At 72.3% G+C, this 16,857-nt stretch carries 16 protein-coding genes; 1 reads left to right on the top strand and 15 read right to left on the bottom strand.

Annotated features, from left to right (window positions below):
• The first annotated feature begins 12 nt into the window (after positions 1-12).
• A complete protein-coding gene (locus QQY24_RS25550) occupies positions 13-1,242 on the top strand; it encodes a DUF349 domain-containing protein (protein ID WP_301975061.1) in 1,230 nt (409 codons plus the stop codon).
• Positions 1,243-1,355: 113 nt separating this feature from the next.
• Here QQY24_RS25550 and QQY24_RS25545 read toward each other — a convergent pair whose 3' ends face one another.
• The 15 genes from QQY24_RS25545 to pgsA all read right to left on the bottom strand — a co-directional run bounded on the left by QQY24_RS25545 (position 1,356) and on the right by pgsA (position 16,679).
• Entirely contained in the window at positions 1,356-3,887 is a 2,532-nt protein-coding gene (locus tag QQY24_RS25545) for a bifunctional (p)ppGpp synthetase/guanosine-3',5'-bis(diphosphate) 3'-pyrophosphohydrolase (protein ID WP_301975060.1), read from the bottom strand.
• A gap of 266 nt (positions 3,888-4,153) precedes the next feature.
• Positions 4,154-4,693, bottom strand: coding sequence for an adenine phosphoribosyltransferase (locus tag QQY24_RS25540; protein ID WP_301975059.1), 540 nt, complete (start codon positions 4,691-4,693; stop codon positions 4,154-4,156).
• Positions 4,690-5,802 carry a protein translocase subunit SecF gene (secF, locus tag QQY24_RS25535; protein WP_301975058.1) on the bottom strand — a complete coding sequence of 371 codons (1,113 nt, stop codon included), beginning with the start codon at positions 5,800-5,802 and terminating at the stop codon, positions 4,690-4,692. Before secF ends, QQY24_RS25540 begins: the two co-directional genes overlap by 4 nt.
• A gap of 3 nt (positions 5,803-5,805) precedes the next feature.
• Positions 5,806-7,590, bottom strand: a complete 1,785-nt coding sequence (gene secD / locus QQY24_RS25530; protein ID WP_301975057.1) for a protein translocase subunit SecD — start codon at positions 7,588-7,590, stop codon at positions 5,806-5,808.
• Positions 7,591-7,731: 141 nt separating this feature from the next.
• Positions 7,732-8,235, bottom strand: a complete 504-nt coding sequence (gene yajC, locus QQY24_RS25525; RefSeq protein ID WP_301975056.1) for a preprotein translocase subunit YajC — start codon at positions 8,233-8,235, stop codon at positions 7,732-7,734.
• 164 nt (positions 8,236-8,399) lie between these two features.
• On the bottom strand, positions 8,400-9,494 hold the full coding sequence (gene ruvB, locus QQY24_RS25520) for a Holliday junction branch migration DNA helicase RuvB (protein WP_301975055.1): 1,095 nt from the start codon (positions 9,492-9,494) through the stop codon (positions 8,400-8,402).
• A 28-nt stretch (positions 9,495-9,522) separates the two neighbouring features.
• Positions 9,523-10,128 (bottom strand): Holliday junction branch migration protein RuvA, encoded by a 606-nt coding sequence (gene ruvA / locus QQY24_RS25515; protein WP_301975054.1) that lies wholly within the window; start codon positions 10,126-10,128, stop codon positions 9,523-9,525.
• Positions 10,125-10,670 carry a crossover junction endodeoxyribonuclease RuvC gene (ruvC, locus tag QQY24_RS25510; RefSeq protein ID WP_301975053.1) on the bottom strand — a complete coding sequence of 182 codons (546 nt, stop codon included), beginning with the start codon at positions 10,668-10,670 and terminating at the stop codon, positions 10,125-10,127. The genes ruvA and ruvC overlap by 4 nt, the downstream gene beginning before the upstream one ends.
• A 155-nt stretch (positions 10,671-10,825) precedes the next feature.
• Positions 10,826-11,578, bottom strand: coding sequence for a YebC/PmpR family DNA-binding transcriptional regulator (locus tag QQY24_RS25505; protein WP_301975052.1), 753 nt, complete (start codon positions 11,576-11,578; stop codon positions 10,826-10,828).
• A gap of 75 nt (positions 11,579-11,653) precedes the next feature.
• Positions 11,654-12,262, bottom strand: coding sequence for a pyridoxal 5'-phosphate synthase glutaminase subunit PdxT (gene pdxT, locus QQY24_RS25500; protein ID WP_301975051.1), 609 nt, complete (start codon positions 12,260-12,262; stop codon positions 11,654-11,656).
• 60 nt (positions 12,263-12,322) lie between these two features.
• Positions 12,323-13,228: a pyridoxal 5'-phosphate synthase lyase subunit PdxS gene (gene pdxS, locus QQY24_RS25495; protein WP_301975050.1), complete on the bottom strand. Its 906-nt coding sequence runs from the start codon at positions 13,226-13,228 to the stop codon at positions 12,323-12,325.
• Positions 13,229-13,351: 123 nt separating this feature from the next.
• Positions 13,352-13,894 (bottom strand): hypothetical protein, encoded by a 543-nt coding sequence (locus tag QQY24_RS25490; protein ID WP_301975049.1) that lies wholly within the window; start codon positions 13,892-13,894, stop codon positions 13,352-13,354.
• A gap of 48 nt (positions 13,895-13,942) precedes the next feature.
• Positions 13,943-15,103, bottom strand: a complete 1,161-nt coding sequence (locus tag QQY24_RS25485; RefSeq protein WP_301975048.1) for a glycosyltransferase family 4 protein — start codon at positions 15,101-15,103, stop codon at positions 13,943-13,945.
• Entirely contained in the window at positions 15,100-16,008 is a 909-nt protein-coding gene (locus QQY24_RS25480) for a phosphatidylinositol mannoside acyltransferase (protein ID WP_301975047.1), read from the bottom strand. The genes QQY24_RS25485 and QQY24_RS25480 overlap by 4 nt, the downstream gene beginning before the upstream one ends.
• Positions 16,005-16,679, bottom strand: coding sequence for a phosphatidylinositol phosphate synthase (gene pgsA / locus QQY24_RS25475; RefSeq protein ID WP_367658054.1), 675 nt, complete (start codon positions 16,677-16,679; stop codon positions 16,005-16,007). Before pgsA ends, QQY24_RS25480 begins: the two co-directional genes overlap by 4 nt.
• Between the last annotated feature and the right edge of the window lie 178 nt (positions 16,680-16,857).

The raw sequence follows: 16,857 nt of genomic DNA, 5'->3' as shown, positions 1-16,857 counted from the left end.
GGAGGAGGCGCTGTGAGCAGCGACCCGTGGGGCCGCGTCGACGAGACGGGGACCGTGTACGTGCGTACGGCCGACGGCGAGAAGGTCGTCGGTTCCTGGGCGGCCGGCTCCCCGGAGGAGGCGCTTGCCTACTTCGAGCGCAAGTACGAGGGCCTGGTGGTCGAGATCGGCCTCCTCGAGAAGCGCGTGCGGACGACCGACCTCTCGGCGAAGGACGCCCAGGCCGCGATCGGCCACCTGCGCGAACAGGTGGACGCGCACCACGCGGTCGGCGACCTGGACGCGCTGCGAACCCGCCTCGACAAGCTCGTGGAGACGGTCGAGGCCCGGCGTGAGGAGCGCAAGCAGCAGCGGGCCAAGCAGTCCGACGATGCCCGCCGCGCCAAGGAGGAACTGGTCGCCGAGGCCGAGGAACTGGCCCGCTCCGACCAGTGGCGGGCCGCCGGTGAGCGGCTGCGGTCACTGGTGGACACCTGGAAGGGCCTGCCGCGGCTGGACCGCAAGTCCGACGACGAGCTGTGGCACCGCTTCTCGCACGCCCGGTCGGCGTTCTCCAAGCGCCGCAAGGCCCACTTCGCGAGCCTGGACGCGCAGCGCGAGGAGGCCCGCCGGACCAAGGAGCGGCTGGTCGCCGAGGCCGAGGCGCTGTCGGGGTCGACGGACTGGGGTCCGACGGCGGCCCGCTACCGCGAGCTGATGGCGCAGTGGAAGGCCGCGGGCCGCGCCCAGCGCGAGCACGAGGACGACCTGTGGGACCGCTTCCGCGGCGCCCAGGACGTGTTCTTCGCGGCCCGCAGCTCGGTGTTCGCCGAGCGGGACGCGGAGCAGACGGAGAACCTCAAGCTGAAGGAGGAGCTGGCCGAGGAGGCCGAGAAGCTCCTGCCGATCACGGACCTGAAGGCCGCGCGGGCCGCCTTCCGCTCGCTCAACGAGCGCTGGGAGGCCGTCGGCCACGTGCCGCGGGACGCCCGCCCGAGGGTCGAGGGCCGGATGCACGCGGTCGAGCGGGCCCTGCAGGAGGCCGAGGAGGCCGAGTGGCGCCGGACGAACCCGGAGGCACGCGCGCGTGCCGAGGGCCTGACCGGTCAGCTGCGGGCCGCCGTGGACAAGCTCAAGGGACAGGTCGAGCAGGCGCGCACCCAGGGCAACAACGCCAGGGCGGAGAAGCTGGAGCGCGAGCTGGAGGGCCGCCAGGCCCTCCTGGACCAGGCCCTGAAGGCCTTGCAGGAGTTCGGCGGCTGACCCGCCGCCCCGTCACCTGCGCCGCAGGGGCCCCGTACGCACGTACGGGGCCCCTGCGCCTGCGCGGTGCCCGGCCGCGGGCGTGGCGCGGTCCCACGACCCGGGGGCGGTCCCTACGACCGGCTGCGCGCCGAGGTGACCCGGTAGACGTCGTAGACGCCCTCCACGCCCCGGACGGCCTTCAGCACGTGACCGAGGTGCTTCGGATCGCCCATCTCGAAGGTGAACCGGGAGGTGGCGACCCGGTCGCGGGAGGTCTGGACTGCCGCGGAGAGGATGTTGACGTGCTGGTCGGACAGGACGCGCGTGACGTCCGACAGCAACCGGGAGCGGTCCAGCGCCTCGACCTGGATGGCGACCAGGAAGACCGAGGACTGGGTGGGCGCCCACTCGACGTCGAGGATGCGCTCCGGCTCGCGGGACAGCGACTCCACGTTGACGCAGTCGTTGCGGTGCACCGAGACCCCGCTGCCGCGCGTCACGAAGCCGATGATCGGGTCGCCGGGCACGGGCGTGCAGCAGCGGGCCAGTTTCACCCACACGTCGTCGACGCCCTTGACGACGACGCCCGGGTCCGTGCTGGCGCGGCGCTTGCGGCCGCGGCCGCGGGCCGGCGGGACCGTCTCGTCGATCTCCTCGGTGGCGGCCTCCTCACCGCCGAGGGCCTGGACGAGCTTCTGCACGATGTTCTGCGCGGAGACGTGGCCCTCGCCGATCGCGGCGTACAGCGCGGAGATGTCCGAGTAGCGCATCTCGTGCGCGAGCGTGACGAGGGAGTCGCCGGTCAGGATGCGCTGGATCGGCAGGTTCTGCTTGCGCATGGCCCGCACGATGGCGTCCTTGCCCTGCTCGATCGCCTCGTCCCGGCGCTCCTTGGAGAACCAGGCCCGGATCTTGTTGCGGGCGCGCGGCGACTTGACGAAGCCGAGCCAGTCGCGGGAGGGGGCGGCGCCGACCGCCTTGGAGGTGAAGACCTCGACCAGGTCGCCGTTGTCCAGGGTGGACTCCAGCGGGACGAGCCTGCCGTTGACCCGTGCCCCTATGGTGCGGTGGCCGACCTCGGTGTGGACGGCGTAGGCGAAGTCCACCGGGGTGGCGCCGGCCGGCAGCGCGATGACGTCGCCCTTGGGCGTGAAGACGAAGACCTCGTTGCGGGACAGGTCGAAGCGCAGGGACTCCAGGAACTCGCTGGGGTCCTCGGTCTCCTTCTGCCAGTCCAGCAACTGCCGCAGCCACGCCATGTCGTTGATGGCGTCCTTGTCCTTGCCGGACGCCTTCGGCACGTCGGTGCGGACCTTGGAGGCGCCGGCGACGGCCTCCTGCTTGTACTTCCAGTGGGCGGCGATGCCGTACTCGGCGCGGCGGTGCATGTCGAAGGTGCGGATCTGCAGCTCGACCGGCTTGCCGTTGGGCCCGATCACCGTGGTGTGCAGCGACTGGTACATGTTGAACTTGGGCATCGCGATGTAGTCCTTGAACCGGCCGGGGACCGGGTTCCACCGCGCGTGCACCGTGCCGAGGGCGGCGTAGCAGTCGCGGACCGTGTCGACGAGGACGCGGATGCCCACCAGGTCGTAGATCTCCGCGAAGTCACGACCGCGGACGATCATCTTCTGGTAGACGCTGTAGTAGTGCTTCGGGCGGCCGGTGACGGTCGCCTTGATGCGGGCGGCGCGCAGGTCGGACTGGACCTCGTCGGTCACTATGGCCAGGTACTCGTCGCGCTTGGGGGCCCGTTCGGCCACCAGCCGCACGATCTCGTCGTACATCTTGGGGTAGAGGATCGCGAACGCGAGGTCCTCCAGCTCCCACTTGATGGTGTTCATGCCCAGCCGGTGGGCGAGCGGCGCGTAGATCTCCAGGGTCTCGCGCGCCTTCTTCTCCTGCTTCTCGCGCTTCAGGTAGCGCATGGTGCGCATGTTGTGCAGGCGGTCGGCGAGCTTGATGACCAGGACGCGGGGGTCCTTGGCCATGGCGACGACCATCTTGCGCACGGTCTCGGCCTGCGCGGCCTCGCCGAACTTGACCTTGTCCAGCTTGGTGACGCCGTCGACGAGCAGGGCGACGGTGTCGCCGAAGTCGCGGCGCAGCTGGTCCAGGCCGTACTCGGTGTCCTCGACGGTGTCGTGCAGCAGGCCCGCCATCAGCGTGGCCGGGTCCATGCCGAGCTCGGCGAGGATGGTGGTGACGGCGAGCGGGTGCGTGATGTAGGGGTCGCCGCTCTTGCGCTTCTGGCCCCGGTGCCAGCGCTCGGCGACCTGGTAGGCGCGCTCGATCTGGCGCAGCGTCGCATTCTCGGTCTTCGGGTCGTTGCTGCGCACTATCCGCAGCAGCGGCTCCAGCACCGGGTTGTACGGGTGCGCGCGCTGCACGCCGAGGCGGGCCAGGCGGGCGCGGACGCGGTTGGAGGAGCCGGAGCGGGCCGGCTGGCCGGCGGCGGGGCGCACGGGCGGGACGGGTTTGGGGCGCACGGTCTCGGCGGGCTTCTCGACGGGCGCGGCCTGGACGTGCTCGACCGGCCCGCGGGTGTCGTTCCTCGCGTCCCTGTAGTCCTTCGTGTGGGACGCGTCCGGCGCGGGCTTCGCCGCGGGCGCCGAGGCGGGCTCGGGCTTGGCGGCGGTCAGTGGCTGGGCCTCGTCTGGCAAGAGGGCTCCTCGTGCGCGATCCGGGTCCCCGGTCAGGCTCCGGATACCCCATGGTAGCGATCCCGCGCCCGGTCATCGCCTGCAGGCTGATGCGAGGGCCGTCTGCCCCCGCAACGCGGGGGGCCGCCGCGGCATTCCGCCGGGTGCCCTCCGGGGGTGCGGCGGGCGGGCGGCGGCGCCGGCACGGCGACGGCCGCCCCGGAGGGTGCCGGGGCGGCCGTCGCCGTGCGGTGCGGTCGGGAGGGACGTCGGGAGGGACTAGGCGGTCAGACCCTGAGGAGCGCCTCCAGAGGTGCTCCGGCGAGGACCGGCTCCAGGCGCGCGCGGCCGTCCAGGAAGCCCAGCTCCATCAGGACGGCGACGCCCGAGACCTCGGCGCCGGCCCGGTGGGTCAGCTGGATCGCGGCCTCGGCGGTGCCTCCGGTGGCGAGGACGTCGTCCACGATCAGGATGCGGTCGCCGGGGGTCAGGTCCTCGGCGTGCACCTCGATCTCCGCCGAGCCGTACTCCAGGTCGTAGGCCTGCCGCAGGGTGGCTCCGGGCAGCTTGCCCGCCTTGCGGACGGGAATGAAGCCGAGGCCGGCGCGGACGGCGACCGGCGCGCCCAGGATGAAGCCGCGGGCCTCCAGGCCGACGACCTTGGTGGCGCCGGTGCCCGTGGCGATCTCGGCCAGCGCGTCGGTGAGGGCCGTGAAGGCCGACGGGTCCGCCAGGAGCGGGGTGATGTCCTTGAACATCACGCCCGGCTCCGGGTAGTCGGCCACGTCGCGGATGCGGCTGAGCAGCAGTTCCCGGATGTCGGTCATCGGCGCTTCCCGGAGGGTCGGCCGCGGCCCCGGGTGCGGGACGCGGGCTGGTTGCGCGGGCCCACCACGGCGGGTGCGGCGTCGTCGTCGGACTCGTCACGGCCGGCGGGCCGGGTCTCCCCGAGGTCCTCCTCGGCGGCGGCCTGGGCGCGCTTGGCCAGGACCCGCTTCTTCAGGGCCCTCATCGCCGGCTCGCGCTCCTTGAGGTCGGTGACGAGCGGGGTGGCGATGAAGATGGAGGAGTACGCGCCGGCCGCGAGGCCGACGAACAGCGACAGCGAGATGTCGTTCAGCGTGCCCGCACCGAGGAAGCCGCCGCCGATGAACAGCAGGCCGGCCACCGGCAGCAGGGCGACCACGGTGGTGTTGATGGAGCGGACCAGCGTGCCGTTGATCGACAGGTTGGCGATGTCGCTGTAGGTGAAGCGGGTCTGCCTGGTGATGTCCCTCGTCTGCTCCTTGAGGCTGTCGAAGACGACGACCGTGTCGTAGAGCGAGTAGCCGAGGATGGTCAGCAGGCCGATGACCGTACCGGGCGTGACCTCGAAGCCGACCAGGGCGTAGATACCGGTCGTGATGGTGATGTCGTGGATCAGCGCGACCAGCGCCGCGACGGCCATGCGCCACTCGAAGGCGATGGCCAGGTAGATCACCACGAGCACCATGAAGACGGCCAGGCCCTCCCAGGCCTTGTTGGCGATCTGCTCGCCCCAGCTCGGGCCGACCAGGTCGGCGGCGAGCTTCTCCGGGTTGAGGTTCAGGTCCTTGGCCAGCTCCTGCTTGATCTGGTCGGACTTGTCGGTGTCGATGCCGGCGATCTGGATGCGCAGGCTGCCGTTGCCGAGCTTCTGCACGATCGCCTCGTGGCCGGAGGCCTCCTGGGCGTAGTCCTCGGCCTGGGCGACGGTGGTGCTCATCCCGGTCGGCGTGGTGAAGACCGCTCCGCCCTGGAACTCGATGCCCATGTTCAGGCCGCGCACCGCCAGGCCGACGATGGCCGTGATGGTGATCAGGATGGAGATGCCGTACCAGAGCTTGCGCTTGCCGACGAAGTCGTAACTGATCTCGCCGCGGTGCAGTCGGGCGCCGAGGTTGCCGAGTTTCGACATCGCTCACGCCTCCTTCGGGTCGACAGGGCCGGCGGCAGGACCGGCGGGACGGCGGGTGCGGCGCAGCGGGGGCTTGGCGCCCAGGCCCTTCGGGTCGAGCCCGGACCACTTGTGGCCGTTGGCGAAGAACTTCCGGCGGGCGAGCAGGGTCATGAGCGGCTTGGTGAACAGGAAGACGACGACCACGTCGAGCACGGTGGTCAGGCCGAGGGTGAACGCGAAGCCCTGCACCTTGCCGACGGTGACGATGAACAGCACGGCGGCGGCGAGGAAGGACACGAAGTCGGAGACCAGGATGGTGCGCCGGGCGCGCGGCCAGGCCCGTTCTACGGCGGGGCGCAGCGAGCGGCCCTCGCGGATCTCGTCCCGGATGCGTTCGAAGTACACGATGAAGGAGTCCGCGGTGATGCCGATGGCCACGATGGCACCGCAGACGGCCGGCAGGTTCAGCGCGAAGCCGATGGCCGGGCCGAGCAACGACATGATCACGTAGGTGAGGATGGCGGAGACCACCAGGGAGGCCATGGCCACGACCGACAGGCCGCGGTAGTAGACCACCAGGTAGATCACGACCAAGGCGAGGCCGATGGCGCCCGCGAGCAGACCGGCGCGCAGTTGCTCACCGCCGAGCGCGGCGGTCACCGTGGTGACGGTGTCCTCCTTGAAGGACAGCGGGAGGGCGCCGTAGGACAGCATGTTGGCGAGGCTCTGCGCCTCCTGCTGGGTGAAGCTGCCGGAGATCTCCGCCTGGCCGCCGGTGATGGCCGTACTCACGTACGGGCTGGAGACGACGTCGCCGTCGAGGACGATGCCGAACTCGTTCTGCGGGGTCTGGTTCTTGGCCAGCTGGGCGGTGATGTCGGCGAACTTCTTCGACCCGCTGGAGCTGAAGTTCATCTGCACCTGCCAGCCGGAGGCGCCCTGCGTGTCGAAGACGGCCTGGGCCTTCTTCACCTCGGTGCCGTCCACGGCGGCCGGGCCGAGCAGGTACTTGTACCAGACCTTGTCGATCTTGCCGCAGGCCACGGTGGACTGACCGGGCCTGGCCTTCTGGCCGGCGTTGGCCCGGTCGGCGGGCTTGGTGCAGTCCAGTGCGGTGTACTGGGCCTGGAGCTTGCCGGTGTCGTCGCTGCCGGCGGAGGCCGGCGCGGACGGGCTGGCGGACGACTTCGCGCTCGCGGAGGCGGCGGACGACGCGGAGGGCGACGGCGTGGCGTCGGCCTTCAGGGCGTCGGTGACGGCGCGGCCCTGCGTGGTGGCCGAGGCGCTCGGGGAGGCGGAGGAGGAGGACGAGGACGCCTTCTGCGGGGAGGCGCTGCTCGACGGGCTCGGCGAGCCGCTCCGGCCCGAGGAGGCGCTCGGCGACGGGCTCGGCGAGGCGGCGCCGCTGGGCTCGCTGGCGAGGACCGGACGGAAGTACAGCTTGGCGGTGGTGCCGACCTGCTGCTGGGCCTGCTTGGAGTTGGTGCCCTTGGGGATGTTCACGATGATGTGGTCGGTCCCCTGGGTCTGCACCTCCGCCTCGGAGACACCCAGGCCGTTGACACGGCGGTTCATGATGTCGACCGCGGTGTCCATGTTGGCCTTGTTGATCGCCGACCCCTGGTCGGCCTTCGCCTTGAGCGTGATGCTCGTACCACCGGCAAGGTCGATGCCGAGACGCGGAGTGGTGTGCCCGGAGGCGAACATCCCCCCGGCGAGCGCCACGATGGCGATCAGGATGAGGGCCAGCGAGCGCCCCGGCTTGCTCTGGGCGCTCGCGCTCCGGCCCCTCTTAGGTGCTGCCACCTTCTCGTACTCCCTCTCGGGCCGCCCCGGGCCTCGTCGGCGCGGTCGGCCATGGCATGGTGTCGGGATCCCGTGCGGGAAACAGACGCGCCCGGGGCGCGCGGGGCTGTGCCGTGCCGCGCCGCGCGCCCCGGGACGTGACTACTTCGCCTCGGAGTCGCCGTCGGTCTTCTTCGGCTGTTCGTCCGCCTTCGTCCCGGCGGCCTCGGCCGCGGCGGTGTCCTCCTGACCGGGGTCCTTGCCGAGGTCGACGGCCTTGTCGTCGGAAACGGCGGCAGCGTCGGTCCCGTCGGCCCCGTCGGTCCCGGTGAGGGAGGAGGCGTCGTCCGGGACGACGGCGACGTCGGACTTCAGGTCGTGCTCGGCGCCGTGGACGATGCGGTTGTACTCCTCGTCGGTGAGGACGGCGCCGATCGCGTTCTTGGCGAAGAGGAGTTCGACGCCCGGTCCGGCGTCGAGGAGGACGGTGTCCTCATGGACGTCCTTGACCGTCGCGTACATACCCCCGATCGTGCGGACACCGGAGCCGGGCTGCATCTCGTTCCGCATCTGTGCGGCCTGCTGCTGCTTCTTCTTGGCCGAGCGCGTCATCAGGAACATGGCCGCGATGAGCACGATGAACGGGAGGAGGGTATAGGCATTCACGGGACGGCATTTCCTTCGCGCGACCGCGCGGTGAGCGGCCTGTTGATGGGGGTGGGTCGGCGCCGCCCGCAAGGGCGGCATCGGCGGAGTCTAAGCGAGTCCGCGCGCATGGAACAACGCTCAGCATGGCACCTGGGTTCCGGCCCCGGTCAATGCCCTCGCCGTCACGCCCCGAACAGGTCCCCTTGTCCGTTTCCCGCAGTTGACGAGCGCGGCGGGGTCAGGCCGAGATGCGCCCACGCCGCGGGGGTGGCGACCCGGCCGCGGGGTGTGCGGGCCAGCAGGCCCTCACGCACCAGGAAGGGTTCGGCGACCTCCTCGACGGTCTCCCGCTCCTCCCCCACCGCCACGGCGAGCGTGGACAGGCCGACCGGGCCGCCGCCGAACAGCTTCAGCAGCGCCTCCAGGACGGCGCGGTCCAGCCGGTCGAGGCCGCGCGCGTCCACCTCGTAGACGGCGAGGGCGGCCGCGGCGATCTCCCGGGTGATCAGTCCGTCCGCCTTGACCTGCGCGTAGTCGCGCACCCGGCGCAGCAGGCGGTTGGCGATGCGGGGCGTGCCCCGGGAGCGGCCGGCGATCTCGGCGGCGCCGTCCGGCTCGATGCCGACGTCGAGCAGGTGGGCCGAGCGGTGCACGACCCGCTCCAGCTCGTGCGGCTCGTAGAACTCCATGTGCGCGGTGAAGCCGAAGCGGTCGCGCAGCGGGGGCGGCAGCAGGCCCGCGCGCGTGGTGGCGCCGACCAGCGTGAACGGGGGCAGTTCGAGCGGGATGGCGGTGGCACCGGGCCCCTTGCCGACGATGACGTCGACGCGGAAGTCCTCCATCGCCATGTACAGCATCTCCTCGGCGGGCCGGGACATGCGGTGGATCTCGTCGAGGAAGAGGACCTCGCCCTCCTGGAGGGAGGACAGGATCGCCGCGAGGTCGCCGGCGTGCTGGATGGCGGGGCCGGAGGTGATGCGGATGGGGGCGCCCATCTCGGCCGCGATGATCATGGACAGAGTGGTCTTGCCGAGTCCGGGGGCGCCGGAGAGCAGCACGTGGTCGGCGGTGGCGCCACGCGCGCGGGCGGCGCGCAGCACGAGGTCGAGCTGTTCGCGGACCTTCTCCTGGCCGATGAACTCGTCCAGGTCCTTGGGGCGCAGGGCGGCCTCGACGGCCTGGTCCTCCCGGTCGGCGGCGGAGTCCACCAGCCGCTCCTCGGCGGAGCCGACGAGCCGCTCCCCGGCGGCGGTGTCGGTCGTGTCGTCCCAGTTCACTGAAGTTCTCCTAGCGGGGTGGCGCAGGTCAGCGGGCGCGGTTCAGGGTCTGCAGAGCGGCCTTCAGCAGCGAGCCGACCTGCGGTGCGCCACCGGCGGCCTCGGCCCGGGGGGCGACGGCGGCGACGGCCTCGTCGGCCTCGCGGGTGGCGTAGCCGAGGCCGATGAGGGCCGCGTGCAGCTGGTCGCGCCAGCCCTGGGTGACCGGGGTGCCCGCCGCGGGGGCGCCGGTGGGCGCGCCGAGCCGGTCCTTCAGCTCCAGCAGGAGCTTCTGCGCGCCCTTCTTGCCGATGCCGGGCACGGCCGTGAGGGCCTTCTCGTCGCCGGTGGCGACCGCGCGGCGCAGGGCGTCCGGGGCGTGCACGGCGAGCATCGCCTGGGCCAGGCGCGGACCGACCCCGCTGGCGGTCTGCAGCAGTTCGAAGACCTGGCGCTCGTCGTCGTCGGCGAAGCCGTACAGGGTGAGGGAGTCCTCGCGGACGACCAGGGACGTGGCCAGTTTCGCCTGCCGGCCCACGCGCAGGCCGGAGAGGGTGTTCGGGGTGCACTGCAGGGCGATGCCGATGCCGCCCACCTCGACCACCGCGGAGTCCGGGGCGAGGGCGGCGACCGGGCCGCTCACGAAGGCGATCATGGCGTACGACCTTTCGGGGGGTGCGGGGCCGGGGTGTGCAGGGCGACGGCCCGCTGGAGCCGGCTCTGGGCGGGGGCGCGCCAGATGTGGCAGATGGCGAGCGCGAGGGCGTCCGCGGCGTCCGCGGGCCTGGGCGGCGCGGCGAGCCGGAGCAGCCGGGTGACCATGGCCCCGACCTGCGCCTTGTCGGCGCGCCCGCTGCCGGTGACGGCGGCCTTGACCTCGCTGGGGGTGTGCAGGGCGACCGGGATGCCGCGCCGGGCGGCGCACAGCATCGCGACGGCGCTGGCCTGGGCGGTGCCCATGACGGTGCGCACGTTGTGCTGGCTGAAGACGCGCTCGACGGCGACGAACTCGGGCCGGTGCTCGTCCAGCCACTGCTCGACGCCCTGCTCGACGGCGAGCAGCCGCAGGCTCAGGTCGGCGTCCGTGGGCGTCCGCACCACTCCGGCGCCGACCATGGTGAGCGGCCGGCCCGCGACACCCTCGACGACGCCCACCCCGCACCGGGTCAGGCCGGGGTCGACCCCCAGTACGCGCAACGCGCCCTCCTCCGCTCTTCCCCGGCTCCGCCGGGTGCCGCCCCCTTCGTGCAGGCTATCGGGTGCCGCCGACAACGCCCCACCGCGCCCGGCACGGCGACGGGCCGACGGGGTGTCCCGTCGGCCCGTGGGTTCCCGCGCGGTTCGCGCCGGCGCTACGCGTCGACCTTCTCCATGACCTCGTCGCTGACGTCGAAGTTGGCGAAGACGTTCTGCACGTCGTCGCTGTCCTCCAGGGCGTCGATCAGCTTGAAGATCTTCTTGGCGCCCTCCTCGTCCAGTTCGACCTGCATGGTCGGGACGAAGTTGGCCTCGGCGGAGTCGTAGTCGATGCCGGCGTCCTGCAGGGCGGTGCGGACCGCGACCAGGTCGGTGGCCTCGCTGACGACCTCGAAGGACTCGCCGAGGTCGTTGACCTCCTCGGCACCGGCGTCCAGGACCGCGCCGAGCACGTCGTCCTCGCTCAGCCCGCTCTTGGGGACGATGACGACACCCTTGCGGTTGAACAGGTAGGACACCGAGCCCGGGTCGGCCATGGAGCCGCCGTTGCGGGTCATGGCGACGCGGACCTCGGAGGCGGCGCGGTTGCGGTTGTCGGTGAGGCACTCGATGAGCACCGCGACGCCGTTGGGGCCGTAGCCCTCGTACATGATCGTCTCGTAGTCGGCGCCGCCGGCCTCCAGGCCCGCGCCGCGCTTGACCGCGGAGTCGATGTTCTTGTTCGGGACCGACGACTTCTTCGCCTTCTGGATGGCGTCGTACAGCGTCGGGTTGCCCTCGGGGTCGGCGCCGCCCATCCGCGCCGCGACCTCGATGTTCTTGATCAGCTTCGCGAAGAGCTTGCCGCGCTTGGCGTCGATCACGGCCTTCTTGTGCTTCGTCGTGGCCCATTTAGAGTGGCCGGACATCTGCCTGTCTCCTTCGCGTAACCCATCCCGTACGAACTCCCCGGCCTCACGGCTGCGGGGTCACCCCGGGAGATCCTACAAGGAGTCGCGCGCCCGGTTGGCGCGCACCATGTCGGTGAACAAGGAGTGCACGCGGTGGTCGCCGGTCAGCTCCGGGTGGAACGACGTGGCGAGCGCGTCGCCCTGGCGGACCGCGACGATGTGGCCGTCGTGCTCGGCGAGCACCTCGACCCCGGCGCCGACGGACTCGACCCAGGGGGCGCGGATGAAGACGCCCTCCACGGGGGCGCCGGGCACGCCCCGCACGCCGACCGCGGCCTCGAAGGACTCGTTCTGCCGCCCGAAGGCGTTGCGGCGCACGATCATGTCGATGCCGCCGACGGTCTCCTGGCCCGAGCGCGGGTCGAGGATCTTGTCGGCGAGCATGATCATGCCCGCGCAGGTGCCGTAGACGGGCATGCCGTCGCGCACGCGCGCGCGCAGGGGTTCCATCAGCCCGAACAGGACGGCCAGCTTGGAGATGGTGGTGGACTCGCCGCCGGGCAGGACGAGGCCGTCGACCCCGGCGAGTTCCTCGGGGCGCCGCACCGGCCTGGCCACGGCGTCCGCCGCGGCCAGGGCGATGAGGTGCTCCCGTACGTCGCCCTGGAGGGCCAGGACGCCTATGACGGGTGCGTCAGTCATGGAGGTGCAGTTCCTCGGTGGTCGGACCGGGGGTGGTCCCGCGGCGGGTGCCGGGGGCGGTCACCAGCCGCGGTTGGCGTAGCGCTCGGTCTCGGGGAGGGTGTCGCAGTTGATGCCGACCATGGCCTCGCCGAGGTTGCGGGAGGCGTCCGCGATGATCTTCGGGTCGTCGTAGAAGGTGGTGGCCTTCACGATGGCGGCGGCGCGCTTGGCCGGGTCGCCGGACTTGAAGATGCCGGAGCCGACGAAGACGCCCTCGGCGCCGAGCTGGCGCATCAGGGCGGCGTCGGCCGGGGTGGCGACACCGCCGGCGGAGAAGAGGACGACCGGGAGCTTGCCCAGTTCGGCGACCTCCCTGACCAGCTCGTAGGGGGCGCGCAGCTCCTTGGCGGCGGCGTACAGCTCGTGGTTGTCGAAGCCGCGCAGCCGGGCGATCTCGTTCTTGATCTGGCGCAGGTGGCGGACGGCCTCGACGACGTTGCCGGTGCCGGCCTCGCCCTTGGAGCGGATCATCGCGGCGCCCTCGGCGATGCGGCGCAGGGCCTCGCCGAGGTTGGTGGCACCGCAGACGAAGGGGGTGGTGAAGGCCCACTTGTCGGAGTGGTTGACCTCGTCGGCCGGGGTGAGGACCTCGGACTCGTCGATGTAGTCGACGCCGAGGGACTGCAGCACCTGGGCCTCGACGAAGTGGCCGATGCGGGACTTGGCCATGACCGGGATCGAGACGGCGTCGATGATGCCCTCGATCATGTCCGGGTCGGACATGCGGGCCACGCCGCCGTCCTTGCGGATGTCGGCCGGGACCCGCTCCAGGGCCATGACGGCGACGGCGCCCGCGTCCTCGGCGATCTTCGCCTGCTCCGGCGTGACGACGTCCATGATCACGCCACCCTTGAGCTGCTCGGCCATACCGCGCTTCACGCGGGCGGTGCCGGTCTCGGGAGCCTGGTTCTCGGTGGTGGACACGGGTGACCTCACTGATGGGAAAGAGGGTTTTCTGCGTCACCGAGGAAACGCGAGGGGACCAGGCCACTGCAAGGGCCAATGGCAAGCCGGTGGATCCTTTTGGCCCGCGCGGGGCGCCGGGGCTCAGCCCGTCCGGTCCGCCAGGGCGGCGGGCGGCTCGTCGTCCATCTCGACGGCCAGCGGGAACGGCGCGTGGCCGGCCAGCCGGAACCAGCGCACCTTGCGGTGCCCGCGCAGCCGCCGCGCGGCCCCCACGGCGTCGTTGTGGAAGCGGCGGGCCATCGGGACCCGGCGCACGGCCTCGGCCAGCTCGCGGACCGCCTCCTCGCCGCCCGGTGCCGCGCGGACGCCCTCGACCTGCCGCGGGTCCCCGAACACCGCGCGCAGCGCCTGGCTCAGCTCGCTCTCGGCGACCTCCCGCTGTTCCCCCTCCGCCTGCCGGGCGGCGTGCGCGGCCTCGTAGAGCACGATGGAGGCGGCGGGGTCCAGCACGCCCGAGGTGGCCAGTTCCTGGGCCACGGACGCCCGGCGCAGCAGCTGCGCGTCGAGCGCGGCCCGGGCGGCGTCCATCCGCACGTGCAGCCGGTCCAGCCGTCCGGCCGTCCAGCTCAGGTACACGCCGATCGCCAGGAGCGCGACGGGGATCCAGATGAGGGTTGCGGTCACGGCCGAAGGCTATCGGCAGGCCGCGGACCGCCGCGGCCCGCCGCCGGGTCAGTCCCGCACCAGCCCCAGCCGGGCCCGCAGTCCCGACCGCTCGTCGGCGGCGACCGCCGCCGTGCCCGTGGTGACCGTCTCGTAGACGGACAGGATGTCCGCGCCGACCGTGGACCAGTCGAAGCGGCGGACGTGGGCGCTGCCCCGTTCGCGCAGCTCGGCCCGCCGCGCGGGGTCCCGCAGCAGCCGTACGGCCGCCGCGGCCAGCGCGTCGGCGTCCTCGTTGGCGAAAACCTCGCCGGCCCTGCCCTGGTCGAGGACCTGGACGAAGGCGTCCAGGTCGGAGGCGAGGACGGGGGCACCGGCCGACATGGCCTCCACGAGGATGATGCCGAAGCTCTCGCCGCCGGTGTTGGGCGCGACGTACAGGTCGACGCTGCGCAGGAGGCGCGCCTTGTCCTCGTCGCTGATCATGCCGAGGAACTCGACCCGGGGGCGCAGCCCGCGGGGCAGGTCCGCCACGGCCGCCTCCTCGTCGCCCCGGCCGGCGACCAGCAGCCGGGCCTGCGGGCGGGCCGCCAGGATCGCGGGCAGCGCCCTCATCAGGACCGGCAGCCCCTTGCGGGGCTCGTCGATGCGGCCGATGAAGCCGATCGTGTCGCCCTGCCACTGCGGCCGGGGCCCTGCCTTCGCGAAGAAGTCGACGTCGACGCCGTTGGGGATGACCACCGCGTCCCCGCCCAGGTGCTCGACCAGGGTGCGGCGGGCGTACTCGCTGACGGCGATCCGCGCGCTGATCTTCTCCAGCGCGGCCTGCAGGATCGCGTAGGCGGCGATCATGGCGCGCGAGCGCGGGTTGGAGGTGTGGAAGGTGGCCACGATGGGGCCCTGGGCCGCCCAGCAGGCCAGCAGGCCCAGGGAGGGGGACGTGGGCTCGTGGATGTGGACCACGTCGAACGCGCCCTCGTGCAGCCAGCGCCGCACCCGCGCGGCGGACAGGAAGCCGAAGTTCAGGCGGGCCACCGAGCCGTTGTACGGCACCGGGACCGCGCGGCCGGCGGAGACGACGTACGGCGGCAGCGGGGTGTCGTCGTCGGCGGGGGCGAGCACGGACACCTCGTGGCCGAGGCGGAGGAAGTACGCGGCGAGGTCGCGGATGTGGAACTGGACGCCGCCGGGCACGTCCCAGGAGTACGGGCAGACGATCCCGATTCTCACGAGGGTCCCTTCGCGGGGTCGAGGTCGGCGAGCCACAGGCGCTGGAGCATGTGCCAGTCCTCCGGATGGTCGGCGATCCCGGTGGCGAAGACGTCGGCCAGCGCCTGTGTCATGGCGGACGTCCTCTCGGTCCGCTTCCCCGACTCCGGCACCCCGATGGCGGGGTGCACGCGGCCCTGCATGACGGGCGAGTCGTCGTACCAGAGGGTGACGGGCAGCAGCAGGGCGCCCGTCTGCTGGGCGAGCAGGGCGGGGCCCGCGGGCATCCGCGCCCGTTCGCCGAAGAAGTCGACCTCGACTCCGGAGGCGGACAGGTCGCGGTCGGCGACCAGGCAGACCAGGCCGCCGTCGCGCAGCCGCCGGGCCAGGGTGCCGAAGGCGGAGGCGCCGCTGTGCGGCAGGACCTCCATGCCGAGGCCCTCGCGGTAGGCGACGAAGCGGTCGTACAGCGTCTCGGGCCTCAGGCGCTCGGCGACCGTGGTGAAGGGCGTCTCCAGCCGGGTGGTGACCCAGGCGCCGGCCAGGTCCCAGTTGGCCAGGTGCGGCAGGGCGAGGATCACGCCCCGGCCGGCGGCCAGGCCGTCGGTCAGGTGGTGGACGCCCTCGGGGTCGAAGCCCGCCCGGACGCGTTCGGCGCTCCACGCCGGGAGCCGGAAGGACTCCATCCAGTAGCGCAGGTAGGAGCGCATGCCCGCGCGGGTCAGCGCGGCGAGGCGTTCGGGGGTGGCGTCGGGCACCACGCGCGCGTAGTTCGCCTCCAGGCGCCGCACGCCCTTGCCGCGCTGTTTCCAGGCGAGGTCGGCGATGGTCCGCCCGAGGCGGACCGCGACGGGCTCGGGGAGCTTCTTGACGGTGCTCCAGCCGAGGCCGTACAGCGAGTCGGCGAACCGTTCGGCGGTGCTCACTGTGCCGTCCCGCTCCCCTGGGGGGCGTCCTGCCGGGTGGCCGCCTCCGCCTCGGCCGACTCGCGGCGGACGGTGACGACCCGCTGGACCAGCGTGACCAGGCTGCCCGCGGCGACGATCCACAGGGCGATCGGCAGCAGCCACTGGATGCCCGGCACACCGAACGTGTGCAGGCCCGCGAGACCGGCGGCGACCAGGGAGACCACCAGCCGCTCGGCACGCTCCACGAGTCCGTTGACGGCGACCGGCAGCCCGATCGACTCGCCGCGCGCCTTGGTGTACGACACCACCTGGCCGCTGGCCAGGCAGAAGATCGCGACGGCGCACAGGACGTCGTTGTGGCCCAGGCCCGCGTACCAGAGGGCGAAACCGCCGAAGATCGCGCCGTCGGCGACCCGGTCGAGGGTGGAGTCCAGGAAGGCGCCCCAGCGGCTGGAGCGGCCCAGCTGGCGGGCCATGTTGCCGTCGACCAGGTCGGAGAAGACGAAGAGCGTGATCACCACCGTGCCCCAGAAGAACTCGCCCCGGGGGTAGAAGACCAGCGCCCCCGCGACCACGCCGGCCGTGCCGATGAGCGTGACCGTGTCGGGGCTGACGCCCCGCCGGATGAGAAACGCGGCGAACGGTGTGAGGACACGCGTGAAGAATGCACGCGCGTACTTGTTCAGCATGGCCTTCCCGACGGTCGGTGTCACCGTGGCCCCTGGTGGCCGCCGGCTGGCCCATCGTAGCCACGCGCGCGGGCGGGTGACGGCCTGGCACCGGTGTCCGCCGCCGCGGGCCGCCGCCCGTCGTATGGACGCGGCGTGACGGGAGTGGAAAGCTCGAAGGACCGCGGGCGTCGCCGGA

It is taken from the genome of Streptomyces sp. TG1A-8, from assembly GCF_030499535.1.
GTDB lineage: Bacteria > Actinomycetota > Actinomycetes > Streptomycetales > Streptomycetaceae > Streptomyces.
This window is presented reverse-complemented; position numbering and strand designations above follow the sequence as displayed.